The 19189-nt window shown below is 72.4% G+C and carries 21 protein-coding genes; 4 read left to right on the plus strand and 17 right to left on the minus strand.

All coding sequences use genetic code 11. The annotated features are described in order from the left end of the window. Positions 1-7 precede the first annotated feature (7 nt). The 9 genes from nuoE to ACQPYE_RS38325 form a co-directional block, all read right to left on the minus strand. Positions 8-730 carry an NADH-quinone oxidoreductase subunit NuoE gene (gene nuoE, locus ACQPYE_RS38285; RefSeq protein ID WP_498717973.1) on the minus strand — a complete coding sequence of 241 codons (723 nt, stop codon included), beginning with the start codon at positions 728-730 and terminating at the stop codon, positions 8-10. Continuing rightward, on the minus strand, positions 727-2139 hold the full coding sequence (locus ACQPYE_RS38290) for an NADH-quinone oxidoreductase subunit D (protein ID WP_498717974.1): 1413 nt from the start codon (positions 2137-2139) through the stop codon (positions 727-729). Before ACQPYE_RS38290 ends, nuoE begins: the two co-directional genes overlap by 4 nt. After that, the gene (locus ACQPYE_RS38295; RefSeq protein WP_498723071.1) at positions 2136-2834 is read right to left on the minus strand and encodes an NADH-quinone oxidoreductase subunit C; all 699 of its coding nucleotides are present in this window, start codon (positions 2832-2834) and stop codon (positions 2136-2138) included. Before ACQPYE_RS38295 ends, ACQPYE_RS38290 begins: the two co-directional genes overlap by 4 nt. 111 nt (positions 2835-2945) lie before the next feature. Then, complete coding sequence (locus tag ACQPYE_RS38300; protein ID WP_123745201.1) at positions 2946-3494, minus strand: NuoB/complex I 20 kDa subunit family protein; 549 nt, start codon at positions 3492-3494, stop codon at positions 2946-2948. Positions 3495-3505: 11 nt separating this feature from the next. After that, positions 3506-3871: an NADH-quinone oxidoreductase subunit A gene (locus ACQPYE_RS38305; protein ID WP_053715312.1), complete on the minus strand. Its 366-nt coding sequence runs from the start codon at positions 3869-3871 to the stop codon at positions 3506-3508. Between the two features lie 345 nt (positions 3872-4216). After that, positions 4217-5494, minus strand: coding sequence for a geranylgeranyl reductase family protein (locus ACQPYE_RS38310; RefSeq protein WP_498717975.1), 1278 nt, complete (start codon positions 5492-5494; stop codon positions 4217-4219). A 79-nt stretch (positions 5495-5573) separates the two neighbouring features. Continuing rightward, complete coding sequence (locus ACQPYE_RS38315; RefSeq protein WP_498717976.1) at positions 5574-6278, minus strand: demethylmenaquinone methyltransferase; 705 nt, start codon at positions 6276-6278, stop codon at positions 5574-5576. Positions 6279-6500: 222 nt separating this feature from the next. Continuing rightward, positions 6501-7610, minus strand: a complete 1110-nt coding sequence (locus ACQPYE_RS38320) for a glycosyltransferase (protein ID WP_498717977.1) — start codon at positions 7608-7610, stop codon at positions 6501-6503. A gap of 30 nt (positions 7611-7640) precedes the next feature. Further along, the gene (locus ACQPYE_RS38325; protein ID WP_498717978.1) at positions 7641-8744 is read right to left on the minus strand and encodes a glycosyltransferase family 4 protein; all 1104 of its coding nucleotides are present in this window, start codon (positions 8742-8744) and stop codon (positions 7641-7643) included. 144 nt (positions 8745-8888) lie between these two features. Between ACQPYE_RS38325 and ACQPYE_RS38330 the strand changes: the two genes are divergently transcribed. Continuing rightward, a complete protein-coding gene (locus tag ACQPYE_RS38330; protein ID WP_498717979.1) occupies positions 8889-9716 on the plus strand; it encodes an inositol monophosphatase family protein in 828 nt (275 codons plus the stop codon). Positions 9717-9753: 37 nt separating this feature from the next. Here the strand turns inward: ACQPYE_RS38330 and ACQPYE_RS38335 are convergent, their stop codons facing one another. From ACQPYE_RS38335 to ACQPYE_RS38365, 7 genes are all read right to left on the minus strand, one after another. Then, positions 9754-10383: a hypothetical protein gene (locus ACQPYE_RS38335; RefSeq protein WP_498717980.1), complete on the minus strand. Its 630-nt coding sequence runs from the start codon at positions 10381-10383 to the stop codon at positions 9754-9756. A 17-nt stretch (positions 10384-10400) separates the two neighbouring features. After that, complete coding sequence (gene paaE / locus ACQPYE_RS38340; RefSeq protein ID WP_498717981.1) at positions 10401-11435, minus strand: 1,2-phenylacetyl-CoA epoxidase subunit PaaE; 1035 nt, start codon at positions 11433-11435, stop codon at positions 10401-10403. Next, complete coding sequence (paaD, locus tag ACQPYE_RS38345; protein WP_498717982.1) at positions 11435-11926, minus strand: 1,2-phenylacetyl-CoA epoxidase subunit PaaD; 492 nt, start codon at positions 11924-11926, stop codon at positions 11435-11437. Before paaD ends, paaE begins: the two co-directional genes overlap by 1 nt. Continuing rightward, positions 11923-12813 carry a 1,2-phenylacetyl-CoA epoxidase subunit PaaC gene (gene paaC / locus ACQPYE_RS38350; protein ID WP_498717983.1) on the minus strand — a complete coding sequence of 297 codons (891 nt, stop codon included), beginning with the start codon at positions 12811-12813 and terminating at the stop codon, positions 11923-11925. The genes paaD and paaC overlap by 4 nt, the downstream gene beginning before the upstream one ends. Next, the gene (gene paaB / locus ACQPYE_RS38355; RefSeq protein WP_158845120.1) at positions 12810-13094 is read right to left on the minus strand and encodes a 1,2-phenylacetyl-CoA epoxidase subunit PaaB; all 285 of its coding nucleotides are present in this window, start codon (positions 13092-13094) and stop codon (positions 12810-12812) included. Before paaB ends, paaC begins: the two co-directional genes overlap by 4 nt. A 73-nt stretch (positions 13095-13167) precedes the next feature. Continuing rightward, positions 13168-14100, minus strand: a complete 933-nt coding sequence (paaA, locus tag ACQPYE_RS38360) for a 1,2-phenylacetyl-CoA epoxidase subunit PaaA (RefSeq protein ID WP_498717984.1) — start codon at positions 14098-14100, stop codon at positions 13168-13170. Positions 14101-14155: 55 nt separating this feature from the next. Next, a complete protein-coding gene (locus ACQPYE_RS38365; RefSeq protein ID WP_498717985.1) occupies positions 14156-14590 on the minus strand; it encodes a DUF3592 domain-containing protein in 435 nt (144 codons plus the stop codon). Between the two features lie 63 nt (positions 14591-14653). Here ACQPYE_RS38365 and ACQPYE_RS38370 point away from each other — a divergent pair, with 63 nt between their 5' ends. Genes ACQPYE_RS38370 through ACQPYE_RS38380 form a run of 3 tightly spaced genes read left to right on the plus strand, consistent with a single transcriptional unit; the run spans position 14654 to position 17590 of the window. Next, positions 14654-15883 carry an isochorismate synthase gene (locus ACQPYE_RS38370; protein ID WP_498717986.1) on the plus strand — a complete coding sequence of 410 codons (1230 nt, stop codon included), beginning with the start codon at positions 14654-14656 and terminating at the stop codon, positions 15881-15883. Between the two features lie 44 nt (positions 15884-15927). Continuing rightward, complete coding sequence (locus ACQPYE_RS38375; RefSeq protein ID WP_498717987.1) at positions 15928-16482, plus strand: RNA polymerase sigma factor; 555 nt, start codon at positions 15928-15930, stop codon at positions 16480-16482. Then, positions 16475-17590: a CU044_5270 family protein gene (locus ACQPYE_RS38380; protein WP_498717988.1), complete on the plus strand. Its 1116-nt coding sequence runs from the start codon at positions 16475-16477 to the stop codon at positions 17588-17590. The genes ACQPYE_RS38375 and ACQPYE_RS38380 overlap by 8 nt, the downstream gene beginning before the upstream one ends. A 55-nt stretch (positions 17591-17645) precedes the next feature. Here ACQPYE_RS38380 and ACQPYE_RS38385 read toward each other — a convergent pair whose 3' ends face one another. Then, the gene (locus ACQPYE_RS38385; protein ID WP_498717989.1) at positions 17646-19142 is read right to left on the minus strand and encodes a M1 family metallopeptidase; all 1497 of its coding nucleotides are present in this window, start codon (positions 19140-19142) and stop codon (positions 17646-17648) included. Positions 19143-19189 lie beyond the last annotated feature (47 nt).

The following is a 19189-nucleotide window of genomic DNA, read 5'->3' on the forward strand; positions in this document are numbered from 1 at the left end:
CCCCTACCTACTTCTTCTCCGGCAGCGGCGGGAACTCCGCGTCATCCGGCATGGCCGGCGCGGTCCAGCCGCGCTCCGCGGCGATCTTGGCCCCGCGCACCGTCTCCGGCGCGGCCGACGGGCCGTCCAGGTCCGCGTCCCGGCCCTCGAAGAACCCGGCCAGCTGCAACTCGGCCTGGCGGAAGTCGGTCAGCGGCGCGCCCCGCGTCGGGTGCGGCTTCTCACCGGCCTGCAAGGACTTCACCAGCTCCAGCGCGCCGTCGGGCGTCTGGTTGTCGAAGTACTCGTAGTTGACCTGGAGCACCGGGCCGAGGTCGCAGGCCGCCAGGCACTCGGCGTGCTCCAGCGTGATCGAGCCCGGCGTGCCCGGCTCGCCCGCGGTCTCCTCGTGGCCGACGGCCAGGTGGTCCTTGATCTTGGCGTAGATGGCGTCACCGCCGAGCGCCGCGCACAGCGTGTTCGTGCAGATGCTCACCAGGTGCTCGCCGCACGGGCGGCGCTTGTACATGGTGTAGAACGTCGCGACCGCGCTGACCTCGGCGTTGGTCAGGTCGAGCTGGTCGGCGCAGAACGTGATGCCCGCCTGGCTGACGTACCCCTCGACCGACTGCACCAGGTGCAGCATGGGCAGCAGCGACGATCGCGGCTGCGGATAGCGCGCGATGATCGCCCGCGCCTTGTCCACGATGGACTGGTCGAAGAGGTCGGTGGGTTCCTGCGTCTGCGTCATCGGTCACAACCACCCATCACCGGGTCGATAGAGGCCACCGACGCGATGACGTCGGCGACCATGCCGCCCTCGCACATCGCCGGCATCGCCTGGAGGTTCACGAAGCTGGGTTCGCGCACGTGCACGCGCATCGGCCGGGTGCCGCCGTCGGAGACCACGTGGTAGCCGAGCTCGCCGCGCGGCGACTCGATCGGCACGTACACCTGGCCCGCCGGCACCGCGAAGCCCTCGGTCACCAGCTTGAAGTGGTGGATCAGGGACTCCATGGACTGGCCCATGATCTTGCGGACGTGCTCCAGCGAGTTGCCCATGCCGTCCGCGCCGATGGTCAGCTGCGCGGGCCACGCGACCTTGGCGTCGGCGACCATGACCGGGCCGGGCGTCAGGTTGTCCACGGCCTGCCGGACGATCCGCAGCGACTGGTGCATCTCCTCCAGCCGCAGCAGGTAGCGGGCGTAGGAGTCGGCGGCGTTCGACGTGGGCACGTCGAACTCGTAGTTCTCGTAACCGCAGTAGGGGTCGACCTTGCGCAGGTCCCACGGCAGGCCCGCGGAGCGCAGGATCGGGCCGGTGATGCCCAGCGCGAGGCACGCGTCCACCGGCAGGTAGCCGACGCCCGCCAGGCGGTTGCGCCAGATCGGCTGGCCCGACAGCAGCTTGTCGTAGTCCGGCAGCCGGGAGTCCATCACCTTGATGAAGTCCTTGATCTTCTGCTCGGCGCCCTGGGGCAGGTCCTGCGCCAGGCCGCCGGGCCGGATGAACGCGTGGTTCATCCGCAGACCCGTGAGGAACTCCAGCAGGTGCAGGACCTCTTCGCGCTCGCGGAAGCCCGCGGTCATGCCGGTCAGCGCGCCCAGCTCCATGCCGCCGGTGGCCAGCGCCACCAGGTGCGAGCTGATCCGGTTGAGCTCCATGAGCAGCACGCGGATCGTCTGCGCCCGCTGCGGGACGGTGATGCCGAGCAGCTTCTCGACCGCCATGCAGTACGCGGCCTCGTTGTGCAGCGGGGCCAGGTAGTCCATCCGCGTCACGAACGTGACGCCCTGGGTCCAGTTGCGGTACTCGACGTTCTTCTCGATGCCGGTGTGCAGGTAGCCGATGACGCTGCGGGCCTGGGTGACGGTCTCGCCCTCCAGCTCCAGCACCAGGCGCAGCACGCCGTGCGTGGAGGGGTGCTGCGGACCCAGGTTCATGACGATGCGCTCGTCACCCGCGGCCTCGGCCAGCACCTCGTCCCAGTCGCCGCCGGTCACCGTGTAGACGGTGCCCTCGGTCGTCTGGCGCGAGCCCGCGTACGCGTCGGCCTCCGGCGTGCTCCGGCCGGTGTCGCGGGCTTCGGGGGCTTCGCTGTCGCGGCCCGCGGCACTGGTGTCGGTGCCGGTGGTCACGTCGGAAAGTCGCTCGGTCATGAGTAGGACCGCCTCTGGTCTGGCGGGGGGATCTCCGCGCCCTTGTACTCCACCGGGATGCCGCCGAGCGGGTAGTCCTTGCGCTGCGGGTGGCCGTCCCAGTCGTCCGGCATGAGGATCCGGGTGAGCCCCGGGTGGCCGTCGTAGACGATGCCGAACATGTCCCAGGCCTCGCGCTCCTGCCAGTCCGCGGTCGGGTAGACCGAGACCACGCTGGGGATGTGCGCGTCGTCCACGTCGACCGCGACCTCCAGCCGGATGCGCCGGCGGTAGGTCATCGACGTCAGGTGGTACACCGAGTGCAGCCGCTGCGGCGCGTCGACGCCGTAGTCGACGCCGGACACCGAGCTGCACAGCTCGAACCGCAGCGCCGGGTCGTCGCGCAGGATGCGCGCCACGTCCACCAGCGGCTCGCGGCGCAGGAAGAAGGTGATCTCGCCGCGGTCGACGGTGATCTGCTGGACCGTGTCGGCCGGCAGGCCCTTCTCCCGGATCGCGGCCAGCAGCTCGTCGGCGACCTCGTCGAACCAGCCGCCGTAGGGCCGCTCGGACGGCGCGGCGACGTGGGCGGGCAGCCGCAGGCCGCCGAAGCCGGAGGTGTCGCCCGTGCCGGAGATGCCGAACATGCCCTGGCGCGCTCTGCCCGCGACCATGCCGCCGCGCGCGAGGTGCTCCTCGTGCTGCGACTCGTCCATGCTCGCCGAGCTCAGCGCCTCGTCGTTGCCCGGGGTGCCCGCGCCAGGGGTCCGGGCGACCTCGTCCTTGGCGTTGTTGTCGTCAGCACCGGTGTCATGTGGCATTGCCGCTCACTTCTTCGCAAAGCGCTCGGAGGACGGGATGATGGCCGTCTGGTGGCCCGACTCGGCCAGCAGCGCGGCGCGGTTCGCCCCGAGCGGTTCGTCCATGATCTTCGCGTGGATCTTGAGGATCGCGTCGATCAGCATCTCCGGCCGCGGCGGACAGCCCGGCAGGTACATGTCGACCGGCACGACGTGGTCCACGCCCTGCACGACCGCGTAGTTGTTGAACATGCCGCCGCTGGAGGCGCAGACGCCCATGGCGAGCACCCAGCGCGGCTCGGGCATCTGGTCGTAGATCTGCCGCAGCACCGGCGCCATCTTGTTGGTCACCCGGCCCGCGACGATCATCAGGTCGGCCTGGCGCGGCGAGGCGCGGAAGACCTCCATGCCGAACCGCGCGAGGTCGTAGCGCGGGCCGCCGGTGGTCATCATCTCGATCGCGCAGCACGCCAGGCCGAAGGTGGCGGGCCACAGCGAGGACTTGCGGGTCCAGTTGACCAGCTTCTCCACGCTGGCGAGCAGGATGCCGTTCGGGAGCTTCTCTTCGAGACCCACTGGTTTCCCCCTCAGTTCCAGTCGAGGCCGCCGCGACGCCACACGTAGGCGTACGCGAAGCCGACCGTCGCGACGAACAGTGCGATCTCCACCAGGCCGAACAGGCCGAGCCGGTCCGCGGAGACCGCGAAGGGGTAGAGGAACACCATTTCGATGTCGAACAGGATGAACAGCATCGCCGTGAGGTAGTAGGCGACCGGCATGCGGCCACCGCCCACCACCGGTTGCGGCGACGGCTCGATGCCGCACTCGTAGGCGTCGAGCTTCGCGCGGTTGTAGCGGCGGGGACCGATGTACGGCGCGGCCGTCACCGAGAACAGCGCGAAGGCCCCGGCGAGGACGAACATCAATACGAGGGGGAGGTAAGGGTCCAGCACTCTCCGTCGTCCTTTCCTCGCGTCGCGGTGGTGGTGCACCGCCGACCGTTGCGCACCCTAAAGGGTGTTCTTGCGGCCTCCGGAGGTTAGGCGCGCCTAACAATCCGCAGGTCGCTTGTGAAACACTTCACAAGGCATCTCAGCCGGTTGTGAACTGATTCACAAGACCTGAGGGTCAGTGTAGAACGTCACACACAGGCGTGACGGGCACCCCCGACATACGCCCTGACCTGCACTTTCACGGTGCAGATCAACAGTTGGCCGTCCCGTCCGTGAACGGAAGCACACCGAAAACGAAACAGCGCCGACCCTCAAGTCAGCGCTGCGTCGGTTAGTGGGGGCCCGTTAGGCCGTTGGGGTGAGTTTCGTGGCGGCGGTGATGACGCGGTCGAACGAGTCGCCGTCCTTGGGGTCGTAAAGGCCCGCGAGCAGCTTCAGGACCAGCTTCATCAGGGTCTTGCGCGGCAGCCCGTACTTGGTCGCGGTGCGCATGACGGTGGGGTGGCCGATGAGCTTGCTGAAGACGTTGCCGAGCCGGTAGTAGCTGCCCAGGGCCTGTTCGATGCGCACCGGGTAGCCGTGCAGCGCGCGTTCCCGGCTCGCGCCCTGGCGGGCCAGCGCCTGCACCACGGTCTCGGCGGCGATCCGCGCCGACTCCATGGCGTAGCCGATGCCCTCGCCGTTGAACGGGTTGACCATGCCGCCCGCGTCGCCGACGAGCAGCAGGCCGTCGCGGTAGTGGGGCTTGCGGTTCAGGCCCATCGGCAGGGCCGCGCCGCCGATCTTGCCGGTGGCGTTCTCCTCGCGGAAGCCCCACTCCTCCGGGGTGCCGTCGAGCCAGCTCTTGAGCAGCGCGCGGTAGTCCGTGGTGCCGTAGGCCTTGGAGGTGCTGAGGATGCCGAGGCCGACGTTCACCGTGCCGTCGCCCATGCCGAAGATCCAGCCGTAGCCGGGCAGGAGGACGTCGTTGGCGCGGTCCCACAGCTCCAGGTGCGACTCCAGGTAGTCGTCCTTCGTGCGGGGGCTGGCGTAGTAGCGGCGGACCGCGACGCCCATCGGCTTGGCGTCGTCCTTCTGGATGCCGACGCTCAGCGCGAGGCGGGCGCTGACGCCGTCGCAGGCCAGGACGATCGGGGCGCGGTAGGTGACCGGGGTCTTGTCCGGGCCCTGCTTGGCCTGCACGCCGACCACTCGGCCGTGCTCGACCAGCGCGCCCGTGACGGTGGTCTGCTCGTGCATCCGGGCGCCCGCCGCGACGGCGGTGTTCGCCAGCATCTCGTCGAAGTCCTGCCGGGGGCGCACCAGGCCGTAGGGCGGGAAGGTGGCCAGCTCGGGCCAGTCGAGCTCCAGCGTGACGCCGCCGCCGACCACGCGCAGGCCGCGGTTGTGCAGCCAGCCGGCTTCCTCGCGGGTGTCGATGCCCAGGTCGATCAGCTGCTTGACCCCGCGCGGGGTCAAGCCATCGCCGCACACCTTCTCGCGCGGGAAGGTGCTCTTCTCCAGCAGCACCACGTCCAGGCCCGCGCGTGCCAGGTAGGTGGCCGCGGTGGAGCCCGCGGGCCCCGCCCCGACCACGATCACCTCGGCGTCCTCGCCTGCCTTGCGGCGGCTGGGAGTCGTCATCCCCGCTCCTTGTGCCCGTGTTCACAAAGTCCAGGGCGAGTCTACTTGCGCGCTGCTGAGGACTCCGCGCGCTCGACCGCTACGCGGGCTCGTGCGGCGCGGGCTTGGTGCCGCGGTGCAGCGCGACCATGCCGCCGGTGAGGTTCATCCAGGCGACGTCCTCCCAGCCGGCGCGGGCCACGACCTCGCCGAGCGCGCGCTGGTCGGGCCACGTGCGCATGGACTCGGCGAGGTACTTGTAGGCCTCCGGGTTGGAGGAGACGAAGCGGGCGATGAGCGGCAGGACGCGCAGCAGGTGGCGCATGTAGACGAAGCGGAACGGGCGGAACGTCGGCGTGGAGACCTCGCACACCACGAGCCGTCCGCCGGGCTTGACCACGCGTGCCATCTCGCGCAGCGCGGCCTCGGTGTCGTTGAAGTTGCGCAGGCCGAAGGAGACGGTGACCGCGTCGAAGGAGTTGTCGGCGAACGGCAGGCGCAGGGCGTCGGCGGCCACCTTCGGCACCGGCCGGTGCGCGCCGCCCAGGAGCATGCCGAGCGAGAAGTCGGCCGCCACGCACCACGCGCCCGACGCCGCGTACTCCACCGTGGACACCGCCGTGCCGGCGGCGAGGTCGAGCACCTTCTCGCCGGGCTTGGCGTCCAGCACCCGCCTGCTCCACTCCCGCCAGCGCCGGTCGAACCCCAGGGTCATCACCGAGTTCGTCCGGTCGTAGCCCTTGGCCACGCCGTCGAACATCTCGGCGACCTCGCGGGGGTTCTTGTCCAGACCTGCACGCGCCATGCCGGAAGCCTAAGTGACGCCCCCACCCCCCGCGCGAGAGTCCTACCTCCACGCCTCGTGAGTCCTACGTTCGGAACACGCGTGTCCTACGTTCAGGCACCCCGAGTTGAACGCTCAGAACACCGCCCGGCTGTTCTGAGCGTTGAACTCGGGTGTTCCGAACGTAGGACACGCACGTTCCGAACGTAGGACTCTCGCGCTGTGAAGGTAGGACTCTCGGGGTCAGGTGGCGCGGAGGGCGGTGAGCATGCCGGTCACGGCGGTGTGCCAGGGGTACTCCTCGGCGCGGGCACGGGCGGCGGAGCGGCGGGTCGGCTCCGGGTGGTCGAGCAGCGCGGTGACGGCGCCCGCGAAGGCCGGGGCGTGGTCCGGCACGGCGGCGCCGCAGCCGGGGCGGACGATCTCGCGGAGGGCGGACGACGCCGAGACGACGACCGGGGTGCCGGAGGCCAGGGCCTCCAGGGCGGCCAGGCCGAACGTCTCGTGCGGGCCCGGCGCCAGCGACACGTCGGCCGTGGCCAGCAGGTCGGCGACGTCGGCGCGCCGGCCGACGAAGCCGAGGAACGTGACCGGCAGACCCGCGGCACGGCGTTCCAACGCCTCGCGGCGCGGACCGTCACCGGCGATCACCAGCCGCACGTCGTGCCCGGCCGCGCGCAGCTCGGCCGCGGTGTCGACGCTGCGCTCGACGTGCTTCTCCGCCGACAACCGCCCGCAGTGCACGAGCAGCGCGTCGGCACCCCGCGCCAGCTCCGCCCGCAACGACCGGTCGTGCCGGGCCGGGGTGAACGTGCGCAGGTCGACGCCCAGCGGCACGCGGGCCACGTTGCGCGCGCCGATCCGGTCGAACTCCTCCCGCGCGAACTCCGTCGTGCACACCACCGTGTCGTAGGACGCGGCCATCCGCGCGTTCGCCCGGTCCGCGCACCACCGCGCCGACGGCGTGGGCAGCAGGAACTGCTCCAGCAGCCGGTCCAGCCGCTCGTGCGAGATCACCACGCTCGGCACGCCGCGCCCGGCCGCCCACCGGCCCATCCCCCGCAACGTGAGCCGGTCCGACACCTCCAGCCGGTCGGGCGCCAGGTGGTCGAGCAACGCCCGCACGCGCCACGGGTCCACCGCCCGGTACCCGCCGGTGCCCGGGATGCGCGGCGCGGGCAACGTCACCCGACGCACGCCCGGCGACAGCTCCTCGTCGGCGTGCGCGGCGCCCGGGACGACCAGCGTGACCTGGTGCCCGTTCGCCGCGTAACCGCCCCCGAGGTGGTGCAGCGCCGTGCGCAACCCACCGGAACGCGGACCGTAGAAGTTGGCCAGCTGCACGATCCTCATGCGAGCCCGATCCTCACGTGTGCCCGATCCTCATGCCGCACGACGCGCAGGCAGGTCCAGCACGGCCGCGTAGTGGCCCAGCAGCTCGTCGCACACGGCCGACCACGTGCGCCCGCGCACCCAGCGCCGGGCCGCTGGCCCGTACCGGCGGCGGCGCAGCGGGTCGCCCAGCTCCACCACCGCTCGCCGGAGCTGCGCGTCGTCGGTGAACAGGTAGCCGGTGCCGGGTCGCACCAGGTCACGCGGCCCGCCCGCGTCCGGGGCGACCACCGGCACACCGCTGGCCATCGCCTCCTGCACGGCCTGGCAGAACGTCTCGTGCGGGCCCGTGTGCACGAACACGTCCAGGCTCGCGTACGCGGCGGCCAGGTCCGCGCCGCTCTTGAAGCCGAGGAACGCCGCGCCGGGCAGGTCGTGCCGCAGCCGCGCCTCCTCCGGCCCCTCGCCGACCACCACCAGCCGCACGCCGGGCAGGTCGGCGAGCGCGGCGAGCCGGTCCACCCGCTTCTCCGGCGACAGCCGGCCGACGTACCCGACGAGCAGCTCACCGCCCGGCGCCAACGAGGCCCGCAACGCCTCGTCCCGCCGGGTGGGGTGGAACAGCTCGGCGTCCACACCACGCCCCCACCGGTGCACGCGCGGCACGCCGTGCTCCCGGAGCGCGTCCGCGGCCCACGTCGACGGCGCGAGCGTGCGGTCGGCCTGCGCGTGCAGCCGGCGCGTCCACCGCCAGGCGGCGCGGGCGGTGAGGCCGAGGCCGTAGTGACCGGCGAACCCGGCGATGTCGGTCTGGTAGACGGCGACGGTCGGGATGCCCAGCCCGCGCGCGGCGGACAGGCCCCGCGCGCCCAGCACGAACGGGCTCGCCAGGTGCACGACGTCCGGCCGGAAGTCGGCCAGCGCGGTCAGCACCTTGCGCGTGGGCACCCCGACGGGCAGCGAGCTGAACCTCGGCAGGTCCACCGCGGGCACGCGCACGACCGGCGTGCCGAGGTGGTGGTCCGCACCCGCGCCGGGCGCCACGACCACCGCCTGGTGACCGTGCGCCCGGAGGTGGTCCAGGACTCGCAGCACCGAGTTGGTGACCCCGTTGACCCGGGGCAGGAAGCTCTCGGTGACGATCGCTACGCGCACGCCGATCACCTTGCGGTGCGAAGGACACGGCGGCGTGACAACTCCGCGAACCCCCGCCGAACTCTCCGCGTCGCGGTTGACGTTGGCCCCGGGTTCACCTGGAGTACGCGACGCGGTCACCCGGTGCGCCGACACTAGGTCGGCATGACCGTCTTGTCGTCCCGACCCGCGCAGCCCGTCGATCCCGGCCTGGTGTCGATCGCGCTGGAGATAGCGGGTCGACTCGCCAACGACGCGTCCGACGTGATCATGGCGACCGCCGGGCGCGGCGCGCGACCCGATGACGAGGCGTCGCCGTTCGACTGGGTGACCGACACCGACCGGACGTTGGAGCGGCACACGCGGCGGGTGCTGACGGCCGAGTTCCCGGACATCCCGGTGTTCTGCGAGGACACCGACAGCGACGTGGTGAGCGACGCGGAGTTCCGCTGGGTGGTCGACCCGGTCGACGGGACCGCGAACTACGTCGCCGGTGTGCCTTGGTGCGCGTACAGCCTGGCGCTGATCGACCGGTGGGGCCCGGTCGTCGGCGTGGTCGCGGACCCGTACCGGGCGCAGATCTACGCGGCGGCGCGGGGGCGTGGCATGAGGGCGAACGGCACGCCGGTGCGGCTCGGCGACCAGGCGGTGAGCTCCATCGTGTGCACGGAGATGACGCGGACCGGCCCGTGGCCGGGGATGGGCGAGTTCATCTCCCGGGCCGCGCTGACGGGCACGGGCGTGCGGGTGCTCGGCTCCAAGGCCCTGGCCGTCGCCCAGGTGGCCCTCGGTCACGCCGCCGCCGCCGTCCTGGACAGCTACCACGAGTGGGACGTGGCGGGCGCGGTCGCCCTGGCCGTCGAATCGGGCGCCGCCGTGCTGGACCGCAGGGGTGAGGACGACCCCCTGCCGGTGGACGGCCTGCTCGTGGCCATGCCGGAGGTGGCGGAGGAGGTCCTGGCCTGGTGGCAGGCGTCCTCCACGTCCCGCTAGGGCCGTTCGGCGCGTGCCGGCGACCGGGGCGGCCGGGCTAACCGTTGCCCAGGTGGGGCAGCTGTTGCTCCAGGACTTCCAGGTGGGTGCGGACGGCGTCCAGGGACGTCTGGTTCAGCAGTTGCAGGGCGACGCGGCCCACCTCGTCCTCGAACGACGTGAAGTCGTGCACGGCGCTGTTCAGGCGGGCGGCCACCGGGTGGTGCTGGTCGGCGCCCAGGGCCCGGCCCAGGTCCGCGATCCGGCGCACGTCCGGCAGTTCGGCGGCGAACTGCGCGGCGATCCGCTCCAGCCACGCCCTGGCCGGTGACGGTGGCACGGTGAACACGGCGGCGGCCACCCGGCGCACGGACAGCTCGCAGCGGCCGACCATGGCGGACCAGCGGTCGTTCACCGGGGGCTGCGGCGGGGGTGGTGGGAGCAGCGTCGGTGGGCGCGGGGGCAGCACCGGGGGCCGGGAGCGGTTGCGGATGGCTCCCACGACGAGGCCCACCAGGGTGCCGGGCACGCCGCCCATCACCACGCCCATGATCCCGGACGCGACCAGGGTCGCCAGGACCGACGTCGCGGTCGCGTCATCGGGCGAGGACAGGGTCAAGCCGGACACCAGCAGGGCCGCCATCAGCAGCGTGCCGATGACCAGACCCCAGAGCGCCGACCGTCCCATGAGCCCAATGTGCCAGATCAGGCGTCGTAATCCACGGTAACGGCCGGAGTCACGGCGACCGATTGGCACGTCAGCACGAAACCGGCCTCCACCTCACGCGGCTCCAGGGCGTAGTTCCGCCGCATCTCCACCTCGCCGGACACGACCAGCGCGCGGCACGTCCCGCACACACCGCCCTTGCACGCGAACGGCAGGTCGGCGCGCACCCGCTGGGCCGCGTCGAGGATCGGCACGTCCGCCGGCAACGGCACTTCGGTGCTCCGCCCGTCCAGGACCACGGTCGCGACCGCGGCGGCGACCTCGGCGGACTCCGCGCGGCGCGGCGGGGGCGGTGGCTCGTCCACGTAGAACAGCTCGTGGCGCACGGCGGACGAGGGGACGCCCAGGGACGCCAGCACGTCCTCCGCGTCCCGCACCATCCCGTGCGGCCCGCACAGCCACCACGCGTCGACATCCGCCCACGGCACCACGGTCGAGAACAGCGCCCGCAGCTTCGCCGCGTCCAGCCGCCCGCTGAACAGCTCGACGTCCCGCGGCTCCCGCGACAGCACGTGCACCAGCTGGAACCGCGCCGGGTAGCGGTCCTTCAGGTCCGCCAGCTCGTCGGCGAACATCACCGTGTCCGCGCGCCGGTTCCCGTACAGCAGCGTCACCCGCGCCCCGCCGGCCAGCACCGATGCCGCGATCGACAACGCGGGCGTGATGCCCGACCCGGCGACCACCAGACCGTGGTGCGCCCCCTCGGACGGCGTGAAGCCGCCCGACGGCGGCAGGACCTCCAGCACGTCGCCGCGCTGCGACCGGTCCACCAGCAGCGTCGAGAACAGCCCGCCGTCCACCCGCCGCACCCCGATCCGCAGCGGACCGCCGGCGGGCGCGCAGATCGAGTACGACCGCCGCTCGTCGCCGTTGCGCAGGGTCAGGTGCTGCCCCGGGGCGAACGCGAAGTCCGCGGCCAGCGATGCGGGCACCTCGAACGTCACCGCGACCGCGTCCGAGCACAGCCGTTCGACCGACGCGACGGTCAGCTCGTGGAACACCGGCCGCGCCATCAGATCTCCTTCACGTGCTCGAACGGCTCGGCGCAGTCCGCGCACCGGCGCAGCGACTTGCACGCCGTCGACCCGAACCGCGACACCTCCGAGGTCCGCGACGACCCGCAGCGCGGGCACGGCACCCGCCGCGACGGCGGGGTCAGGTTCAGCGGCACGGGGCCGACCGCGCGCGGCCCCAGCCGGGACGGCGGCGCGATGCCCGCCTCCCGCAGCTTGCGCAGCCCGTCCTCGCTGATCCAGTCCGTGGTCCAGGCGGGTGACAGCGACAGCCGCACGTCCACCGCCGCGTACCCGGCCGCCAGCAACGTCCGCCGCAGGTCCGCGGCCATCTCGTCGAGCGCCGGGCACCCCGAGTAGGTGGGCGTGATCGTCACCGACACCCGGCCGGCCGACTCGGTCACGTCCCGCAGCACGCCGAGGTCGGCCAGCGTCAGCACCGGCAGCTCCGGATCGCGGACCCGCGCGGCGACCTCCGCCGCGGTGCTCACCACGACGCACCCGGTAGCGACCGGTGCAGGTGCTGCATCTCGGCCAGCAGGTAGCCGAACGCCTCGGTGTGCACGCCGTCGCGCCCCGCCAGCCCGTTGACCCGCGCCGCCGGCACGTCCGCGGGCCGCGTCAGCCCCGCCGCCGCCAGCACCTCGTCCAGCACGCCGTCCACTTCGGACCGCAGCTCGGCCGGGTCGACCGCGACGCCGGCCAGCCGCAGCTCCACGGCGTGCGCGGTGAACAGCTCGGCCAGGAACGGCCACACCCGGGCCAACCCCGCCCGCATCCGCCGGTGCGACTCCTCGGTGCCGTCACCGAGCCGCACGACCCACTGCGCCGCGTGGTCGCGGTGGTAGGCCAGCTCCTTCAAGCCCTTCGCCGCCACGGCCGCCAGCACCGGGTCGGCGCTGCCGCGCAGCCGCGAGTACTGGGCGAGCTTCCACGAGGAGAACACGAGCAGCCGCGCCACGGTGGTGGCGAAGTCGCCGCCCGCGAACGGCCCGCACTCGATCTCCGCCAGGTGCACGTTGCGGAAGTCGCGCTCGTCGCGCAGGTACGCGAGCGCGTCCTCGTCCCGCCCCGCGCCCTCGACCTCGCCCGCCCTGGTCAGCAGCATCCGGGCCTGGCCGAGCAGGTCGAGCGCGATGTTGGCCAGCGCGACGTCCTCCTCCAGCTCCGGCGCGCGGGAGCACCACTCGGCCAGCCGCTGGGACATCACCAGCGCGTCGTCGCCGAGCATCAGGCAGTACGCGGTCAGGTCGGCGCGGTCGACGTCGGGCACCTCGCGGTCCACCCCGGCCAACGGCTCGGCGAACCCGGTGCCGAACGCCCAGTGCGCGTCCTCGTGACCGTCGATCAACGACTCGTACGCGTTGTCGAAGCTCATAGGTGCGGCACGTCCTCGGGGATCTCGTAGAACGTCGGGTGCCGGTAGACCTTGTCCCCGCTCGGCTCGAAGAACGGGTCCTTCTCGTCCGGCGACGACGCGGTGATCGCCGTCGCCGGCACCACCCAGATCGACACGCCCTCGTTGCGCCGGGTGTAGACGTCACGCGCGTTGCGCAGCGCCATCTCGGCGTCCGGCGCGTGCAGCGATCCGACGTGCACGTGGTTCAACCCGCGCTTGCCGCGCACGAACACTTCCCACAGCGGCCACGAAGAACTCATGCGCACACCTCGCCGAGGCTCGGCGTGACAAGAGCCCAGAACACCGTGTTGGATGATTCGCTCGCGAGCTCGCTCATGCCACACCTTCCTGCGCCGCGTGCTTGGCGGCGTGCGCCTCGGCGGCGGCACGCACCCACTCGCCGTCCTCGTGCGCCTTGCGCCGGTGCTCGACGCGCTGCGCGTTCGTCGGCCCGTTGCCGCCCACGACCTGCCAGAACTCGTCCCAGTCCGGCTGGCCGAAGTCGTGGTGCCCGCGCTCGGCGTTCCACCTCAGCTCCGGGTCGGGCAGCGTCACGCCCAGCTTCCCGGCCTGCGGCACGGTCATGTCGACGAACTTCTGCCGCAGCTCGTCGTTGGTGTTGCGCTTGATCCGCCACTTCATCGACTGCTCGGTGTTGGCCGACTCGGCGTCCGGCGGGCCGAACATCATCAGCGACGGCCACCACCAGCGGTCCACCGACTCCTGCACCATCGCGCGCTGGGCGTCGGTGCCGGACATCATCGTCATCAGCAGCTCGTAGCCCTGCCGCTGGTGGAAGGACTCCTCCTTGCAGACCCGGATCATCGCCCGCGCGTACGGCCCGTAGGACGTGCGGCACAGCGGCACCTGGTTGCAGATCGCGGCGCCGTCGACGAGCCAGCCGATCACGCCGACGTCGGCGTAGGACAGCGTCGGGTAGTTGAAGATCGAGGAGTACTTCTGCCTGCCCGAGATCAGCTTCTCGGTCAGCTCGCCCCGGTCCGCGCCCAGCGTCTCGGTGGCGGCGTACAGGTACAGCCCGTGCCCGGCCTCGTCCTGGACCTTGGCCAGCAGGATCGCCTTGCGGCGCAGCGACGGCGCGCGGCTGATCCAGTTGCCCTCGGGCTGCATGCCGATGATCTCGGAGTGCGCGTGCTGCGCGATCTGCCGGATCAGCGTCTTGCGGTAGCCGTCGGGCATCCAGTCGCGCGGTTCGACGCGCTGCTCGGCCGCGACGGTGCGCTCGAACTGCGCCTCCAGGTCCATGCAACCGATGTTACACCTGAAGGCCGATTTTGGGCAGGACTGTCACAAGCCCTGGTCACCACCGGCGGCGGACCCACCAGAGCAGCGGCGCCAGCACCGCCCACACGGCGAGCAGGAACGTGCCGATCGGCAGCAGCGCGAGCACGGCCGTGCGGCCGGCGACCCGCGCCACCTCGGGGTCGGCCGTGTCGTACTCGACGCGCACCAGCTGGCCCGGCTCCAGCCCCTCCGGGTACAGCAGGCCCTGCGACGGGCTGTGCACGGCGCCGTCCGGCGTGGCGAAGCGCACCACGGTGCGCTGGAACGAGACGGACACCACCTCGGCGGTCGCCTTGCCCAGCCGCTCCTCGATCATCAGGTCGTCGCGCCAGCACGCCGCGAGCAGGATCACCCCGATCAGCGTCACCACCGCGCCCAGCAGCGCCAACGCCCGGCTGACCAGGAGCCGAGCCTTGGGGCGGGCACCCGTCCGCACTGCGTCGTCCACCACAGCTGAGGAGTCTAGGGCGGCCTCCGCGCCGGATCTCAGCGATGAGTCCATACCCTCGACGCCGTGACCTCAGCTCCTGCCTCGCGGACCCGACAACGGCTGCGCGTGCACACCAGGCGCGTCGTGGGCGACAACCTGCTGGGCCGGTTGCCCTCGCCGACCGGTGCGCTGAGCTGGGTGAGGGACGGAACGGGCCTGGTCGGATGGGGTGAGGCGGCCAGGTTCGAGGTGTCGGGGCCGGACCGGTTCGCCGCCGCCGACCGCTGGTGGCGCGAGTTCACCGACGACCTCGACGTGGCCGACGAGCTCGGCGTGCCCGGCACCGGACCGGTGGCGTTCGTCAGCATGGCGTTCGCCGACCGGCCCGGCCGCTCGGTGCTCGTGGTGCCGGAGGTCGTGCTCGGCCGCCGCAACGGGCAGAGCTGGCTGACCACGATCGGCGACGGCGGCAAGCGGCGGGTCGAGCCCGTGCGCAAGCCCTCGCAGGTGCGCTACAGCGACGGGCAGGTGTCCGTCACCGGGTACCGCGAGGCCGTGCGCGCGGCGGTCGAGCGGATGCGCGAGGGCGAGCTGGAGAAGGTGGTGCTCGCGCACGACCTGCTCGCGGTCGCGGACGTCGGCATCGACCACCGGTTCGTGCTGGAGGGCCTGGCCCGGCGCTACCCCGAGTGCTGGGTGTACGCCGTGGACGGCCTGATCGGCGCCACGCCCGAACTGCTGCTGCGGCGCAGCGGGTCCGTGGTCGACTCGCGGGTGCTGGCGGGCACCACGTGGCCGCACGACGGCATCTCGGACGACGAGCTGGCCGCCGCGCTGCTGTCGTCGGGCAAGAACCGCGACGAGCACGAGTACGCGGTGGCGTCGCTGGTGCAGACGCTGCGGCCGTTCTGCGACACCATGTCGGTGGAGGGGCCCTCGGTGCTGCGGCTGCCGAACGTCTCCCACCTGTCCAGCGACGTCATCGGCACGCTCAGCGGCACGCCGTCGCTGCTCGCGCTGGGCGAGGCGCTGCACCCCACGGCGGCCGTCGGCGGCACGCCGCGCGCGGAGGCCATCGCGATGATCGAGGAGCTGGAGGGCATGGACCGGGGCCGCTACGCGGGTCCGGTCGGCTGGATCGACGGCAACGGCGACGGCGAGCTCGGCATCGCGTTGCGCTGCGCGCAGGTGGAGGGCCGCACGGCCCGCCTGTTCGCCGGCTGCGGCCTGGTCGCCGAGTCCGACCCGGACTCCGAGGTGCGCGAGGCGCACGCCAAGATGCTGCCCTTCCGCGAGGCCCTCGAAGGCATGTGACACACGTCACCGGGACGCCCGAGGGCACTTCGGCCAACCGGTACGTGACCACAGCACTGGACAAACCACCCGACCTGCGCGGGCCGGACGTCACGGCCGCGTTCGCCGAGCTGTTCGACGCGCACGCCCGGCAGTTGCGCGGCTACCTCGCCGGTCGGGCCGGTGACGCCGCGGCCGACGACCTGGTCGCCGAGACGTTCCTGGTGGCGTTGAAGCGGCGGCACAGCTACGACCCGGGGCAGGCGCCGGTGAAGGGCTGGCTCTACGGCATCGCCACCAACCTCGTGCGCGAGCACGTCCGCCGCGAGACGCGCGGCCGACGCGCGGGCCTGCGCGCGGTCGGCCGCCCCGAACCCGACCACGGCGGCGCGGTCGCCGACCGGGTGGACGCCCAGCGGCACGCCGGACTGCTCACCCGCGCCCTGGCCGACCTGCGCGACGAGGACCGGGACGCGCTCCTGCTCACGTCGTGGGCCGGGCTCACCCCGGCCGAGGTCGCCGCCGCGCTCGGCGAGCCCGCCAGCACCGTCCGCTCCCGGCTGCACCGGGTCCGCGCCAAGCTCCAAGCCCTGCTCACCGAGGAGAACCGCGATGCGTGAACTCGACGACGCGCTCGACCGGCTGCACCACGACGTCCGCACCGCCGACGTGCCGCTCGACGCCGTGCGCGCCCGCGTCCTGGCCGCCGCGGCGGAGTCCTCCCCGAAGCGCGCACGCCGCGCCCGGTGGCTCGCACCCGTCGCCGTCGCCGCGGCGGCGGCCCTGATCACCGGCGTGGTCGTGGTCGACAACGGGGCCGGGCAGCCGCCGCCCGTGGCGGGCACGTCCTCCGGCGCGCACTCCGAAACGCCCTCCGAGACGCCGCCCCCGGCCGTCGAACTGCTGTCCGCGCGGGAGTACCTGACGCGGGCGGCCGACGCGATCACGGCCGTCGACCAGCCGTTGGCCGTCGGTCAGTACCGCTACATCGCGGCGCACGAGTGGAACTCGCGCGGCGTGATGATGGGGACGTCGGTCGACGAGCCGGCGGCCGAGCCCTCCGGCTACGCGTACCTGGTCGAGTCCCGCACCGAGACGTGGATCCCGCAGGACGTGACGCATGAGTGGCTCAACCGGCGCACGCCGCTGGAGGGCGCGAAGTGGCTCGGCGGCACGGTGCCGCAGTCCGAGGCGCCGCTGCCCGAGCCGGACGTGACCGCGAAGGGCGAGCGCCGGGGCGCGTGCGGCGACTTCTTCCCCCAGTCCCTGCCGAAGAAGGTGTGCGGCGACCCGGCCGACTGGGACAACCCGGACTTCTACGCGCCGCTCCCCCGCGACCCGCAGGCCCTCCTCCAGTGGCTGCGCGACCTCACGGCCCAGCGCGGCAGCACGCCGGCCGCGGTGTTCCACTGGGCCGTGCAGCTGCTGCACACCGGCCTCGTGCCCGCCGACCTGCGCGCCTCGCTCTACCGGGCGCTGGCGCTGCTCGACGGCGTCACGGTCGCCGACGGCAAGGCCAACCTCGACGGTCGCGTCGGCGTCGCGGTCACCATCGAGGACGTGCACGAGCGGCGTGAGCTGATCGTGGACCCGGCCACCGGCGACTTCATCGGCGAGCGCACCGTCGCCGGTCCGCAGCCCCACGAGCCGTACCTGGAGCCGGGCACCGTGACCGGCTACAGCGCGATCACCACGAAGGTCGTCGACGGGCTCGGCGAGACCGGCTGACACGCGGCGGGGCCGCCCTCGGTCACGAACCCGAGGGCGGCCCTCCACCGTGCGGTCAGTGCCGGTGACCCGCGAGCAGCTCGTGCGTCTCCCGGATCTTCTGGTACGACTTCGGCTCCGCCACGGCGGCGGCACGTGCCGCGAGACCGTCCGAGCCCGGTGCGGCGGCCGGCTTGACCGGCGTGAACAGCCAGGTCCGGAACAGCTCGTCGAGCTGCTTGCCGGACAGCTCCTCGGCGAACGCGATGAACTCGTCCGTCGACGCGTTGCCGTTGCGCTTCGCGGTCGGCCACTCCTGCAGCAGCCGGAAGAACGCCTCGTCGCCGATCTCGGCGCGCAACGCGTGCACGGTCAGCGCGCCGCGGTCGTACACCGCGCCGTGGAACTGGTTCGCCGCGCCCGGGTCACCGGGCAGCACCTGCCAGAACTCGTCCTCGGCGGGGTAGGAGGCGTAGACGAAGTCCGCGTTCTCCTGGACCGTGCCCTCGCCGACGTGCTCGGACCACAGCCACTCGGCGTAGCTGGCGAAGCCCTCGTTGAGCCAGATGTCCTGCCAGCCCCGCACGGCCACCGAGTCGCCGAACCACTGGTGGGCGATCTCGTGCGTGACGACGTAGGTGTTCGAGCCGCGGCGGAAGAACCCGGCGTCGTAGGTCGGGCGGGTCTGGTTCTCCAGCGCGAAGCCGATGCCCGGCGTGACCACGCCGCCCTGCGCCTCGAACGGGTACGGCCCGAAGTGGCCCTCCAGGAACTCGGTCACCTCGGGCGTGCGCTCGATGCTGGCGACGGAGGCGCCGTAGTCCGCGCCCAGCCGCTCCGAGTAGGCGTTGAGCACCGGCTGGCCGTTCGGCGCGGTCGACTGGCGGATCTCGAACTGGCCGATGGCGATGAACGCCAGGTACGTGGCCTGTGGCTGCAAGCTGCGGTACCGCCACCGGGTCCAGCCGTTGATCTGCTGGGTCGTGCCGCCGAACAGGCCGCCGGAGAGGACCTCGACGCCGGTGGGCACGGCCACCGAGATGTCGAACTTGGCCTTGTCGGTCGGGTGGTTGTTGCTCGGGAACCACCACGGCGCGATGTCGGGCTGGTCGATCGCCAGCGCGCCGTCCGGCGTCCGCTTCCACGACGTGTAGCCGTCCACGGCGTGCGTGGAGGGCACGTCGGCGTACGTCACGACGACCGTCACGTTCGAGCCCTCGCGCAGCGTGCCGCGCGGGTCGACCACGAGTTCGCCGCCGGACTGCGAGAACGCGGCGACCTTGTTGTTCACCCGGACGGAACTGACCTTCAACAGGAAGTCGAGGTTGAACCGGCTCAAGTCCTGAGTGGTCCTGGCCAGGATCGTCGTGGTGCCGGAAAGCGTGTCACTGCTCGGCTGGTAGTTGAGCCTGATGTCGTAGTGGGAAACGTCGTACCCGCCGTTGCCCGCGTTCGGGTAGTAGGGGTCGCCGATGCCGGGCGCTCCTGGTTGGGCCGCCGTCGCCGTGCCGGCGAGCAGGAGCACGGACGCCGCGGTGGCGGTACCGAGGGTCAGCTTCGCTCTCAGGGACATGCGGCGAAGCTAGTCGCGGCCACCGGCGGGCTGTACCCCCGTCGGTA

Origin of the sequence: Actinosynnema sp. CA-299493 (assembly GCF_050946825.1) — a bacterium.
Lineage (GTDB): Bacteria > Actinomycetota > Actinomycetes > Mycobacteriales > Pseudonocardiaceae > Actinosynnema.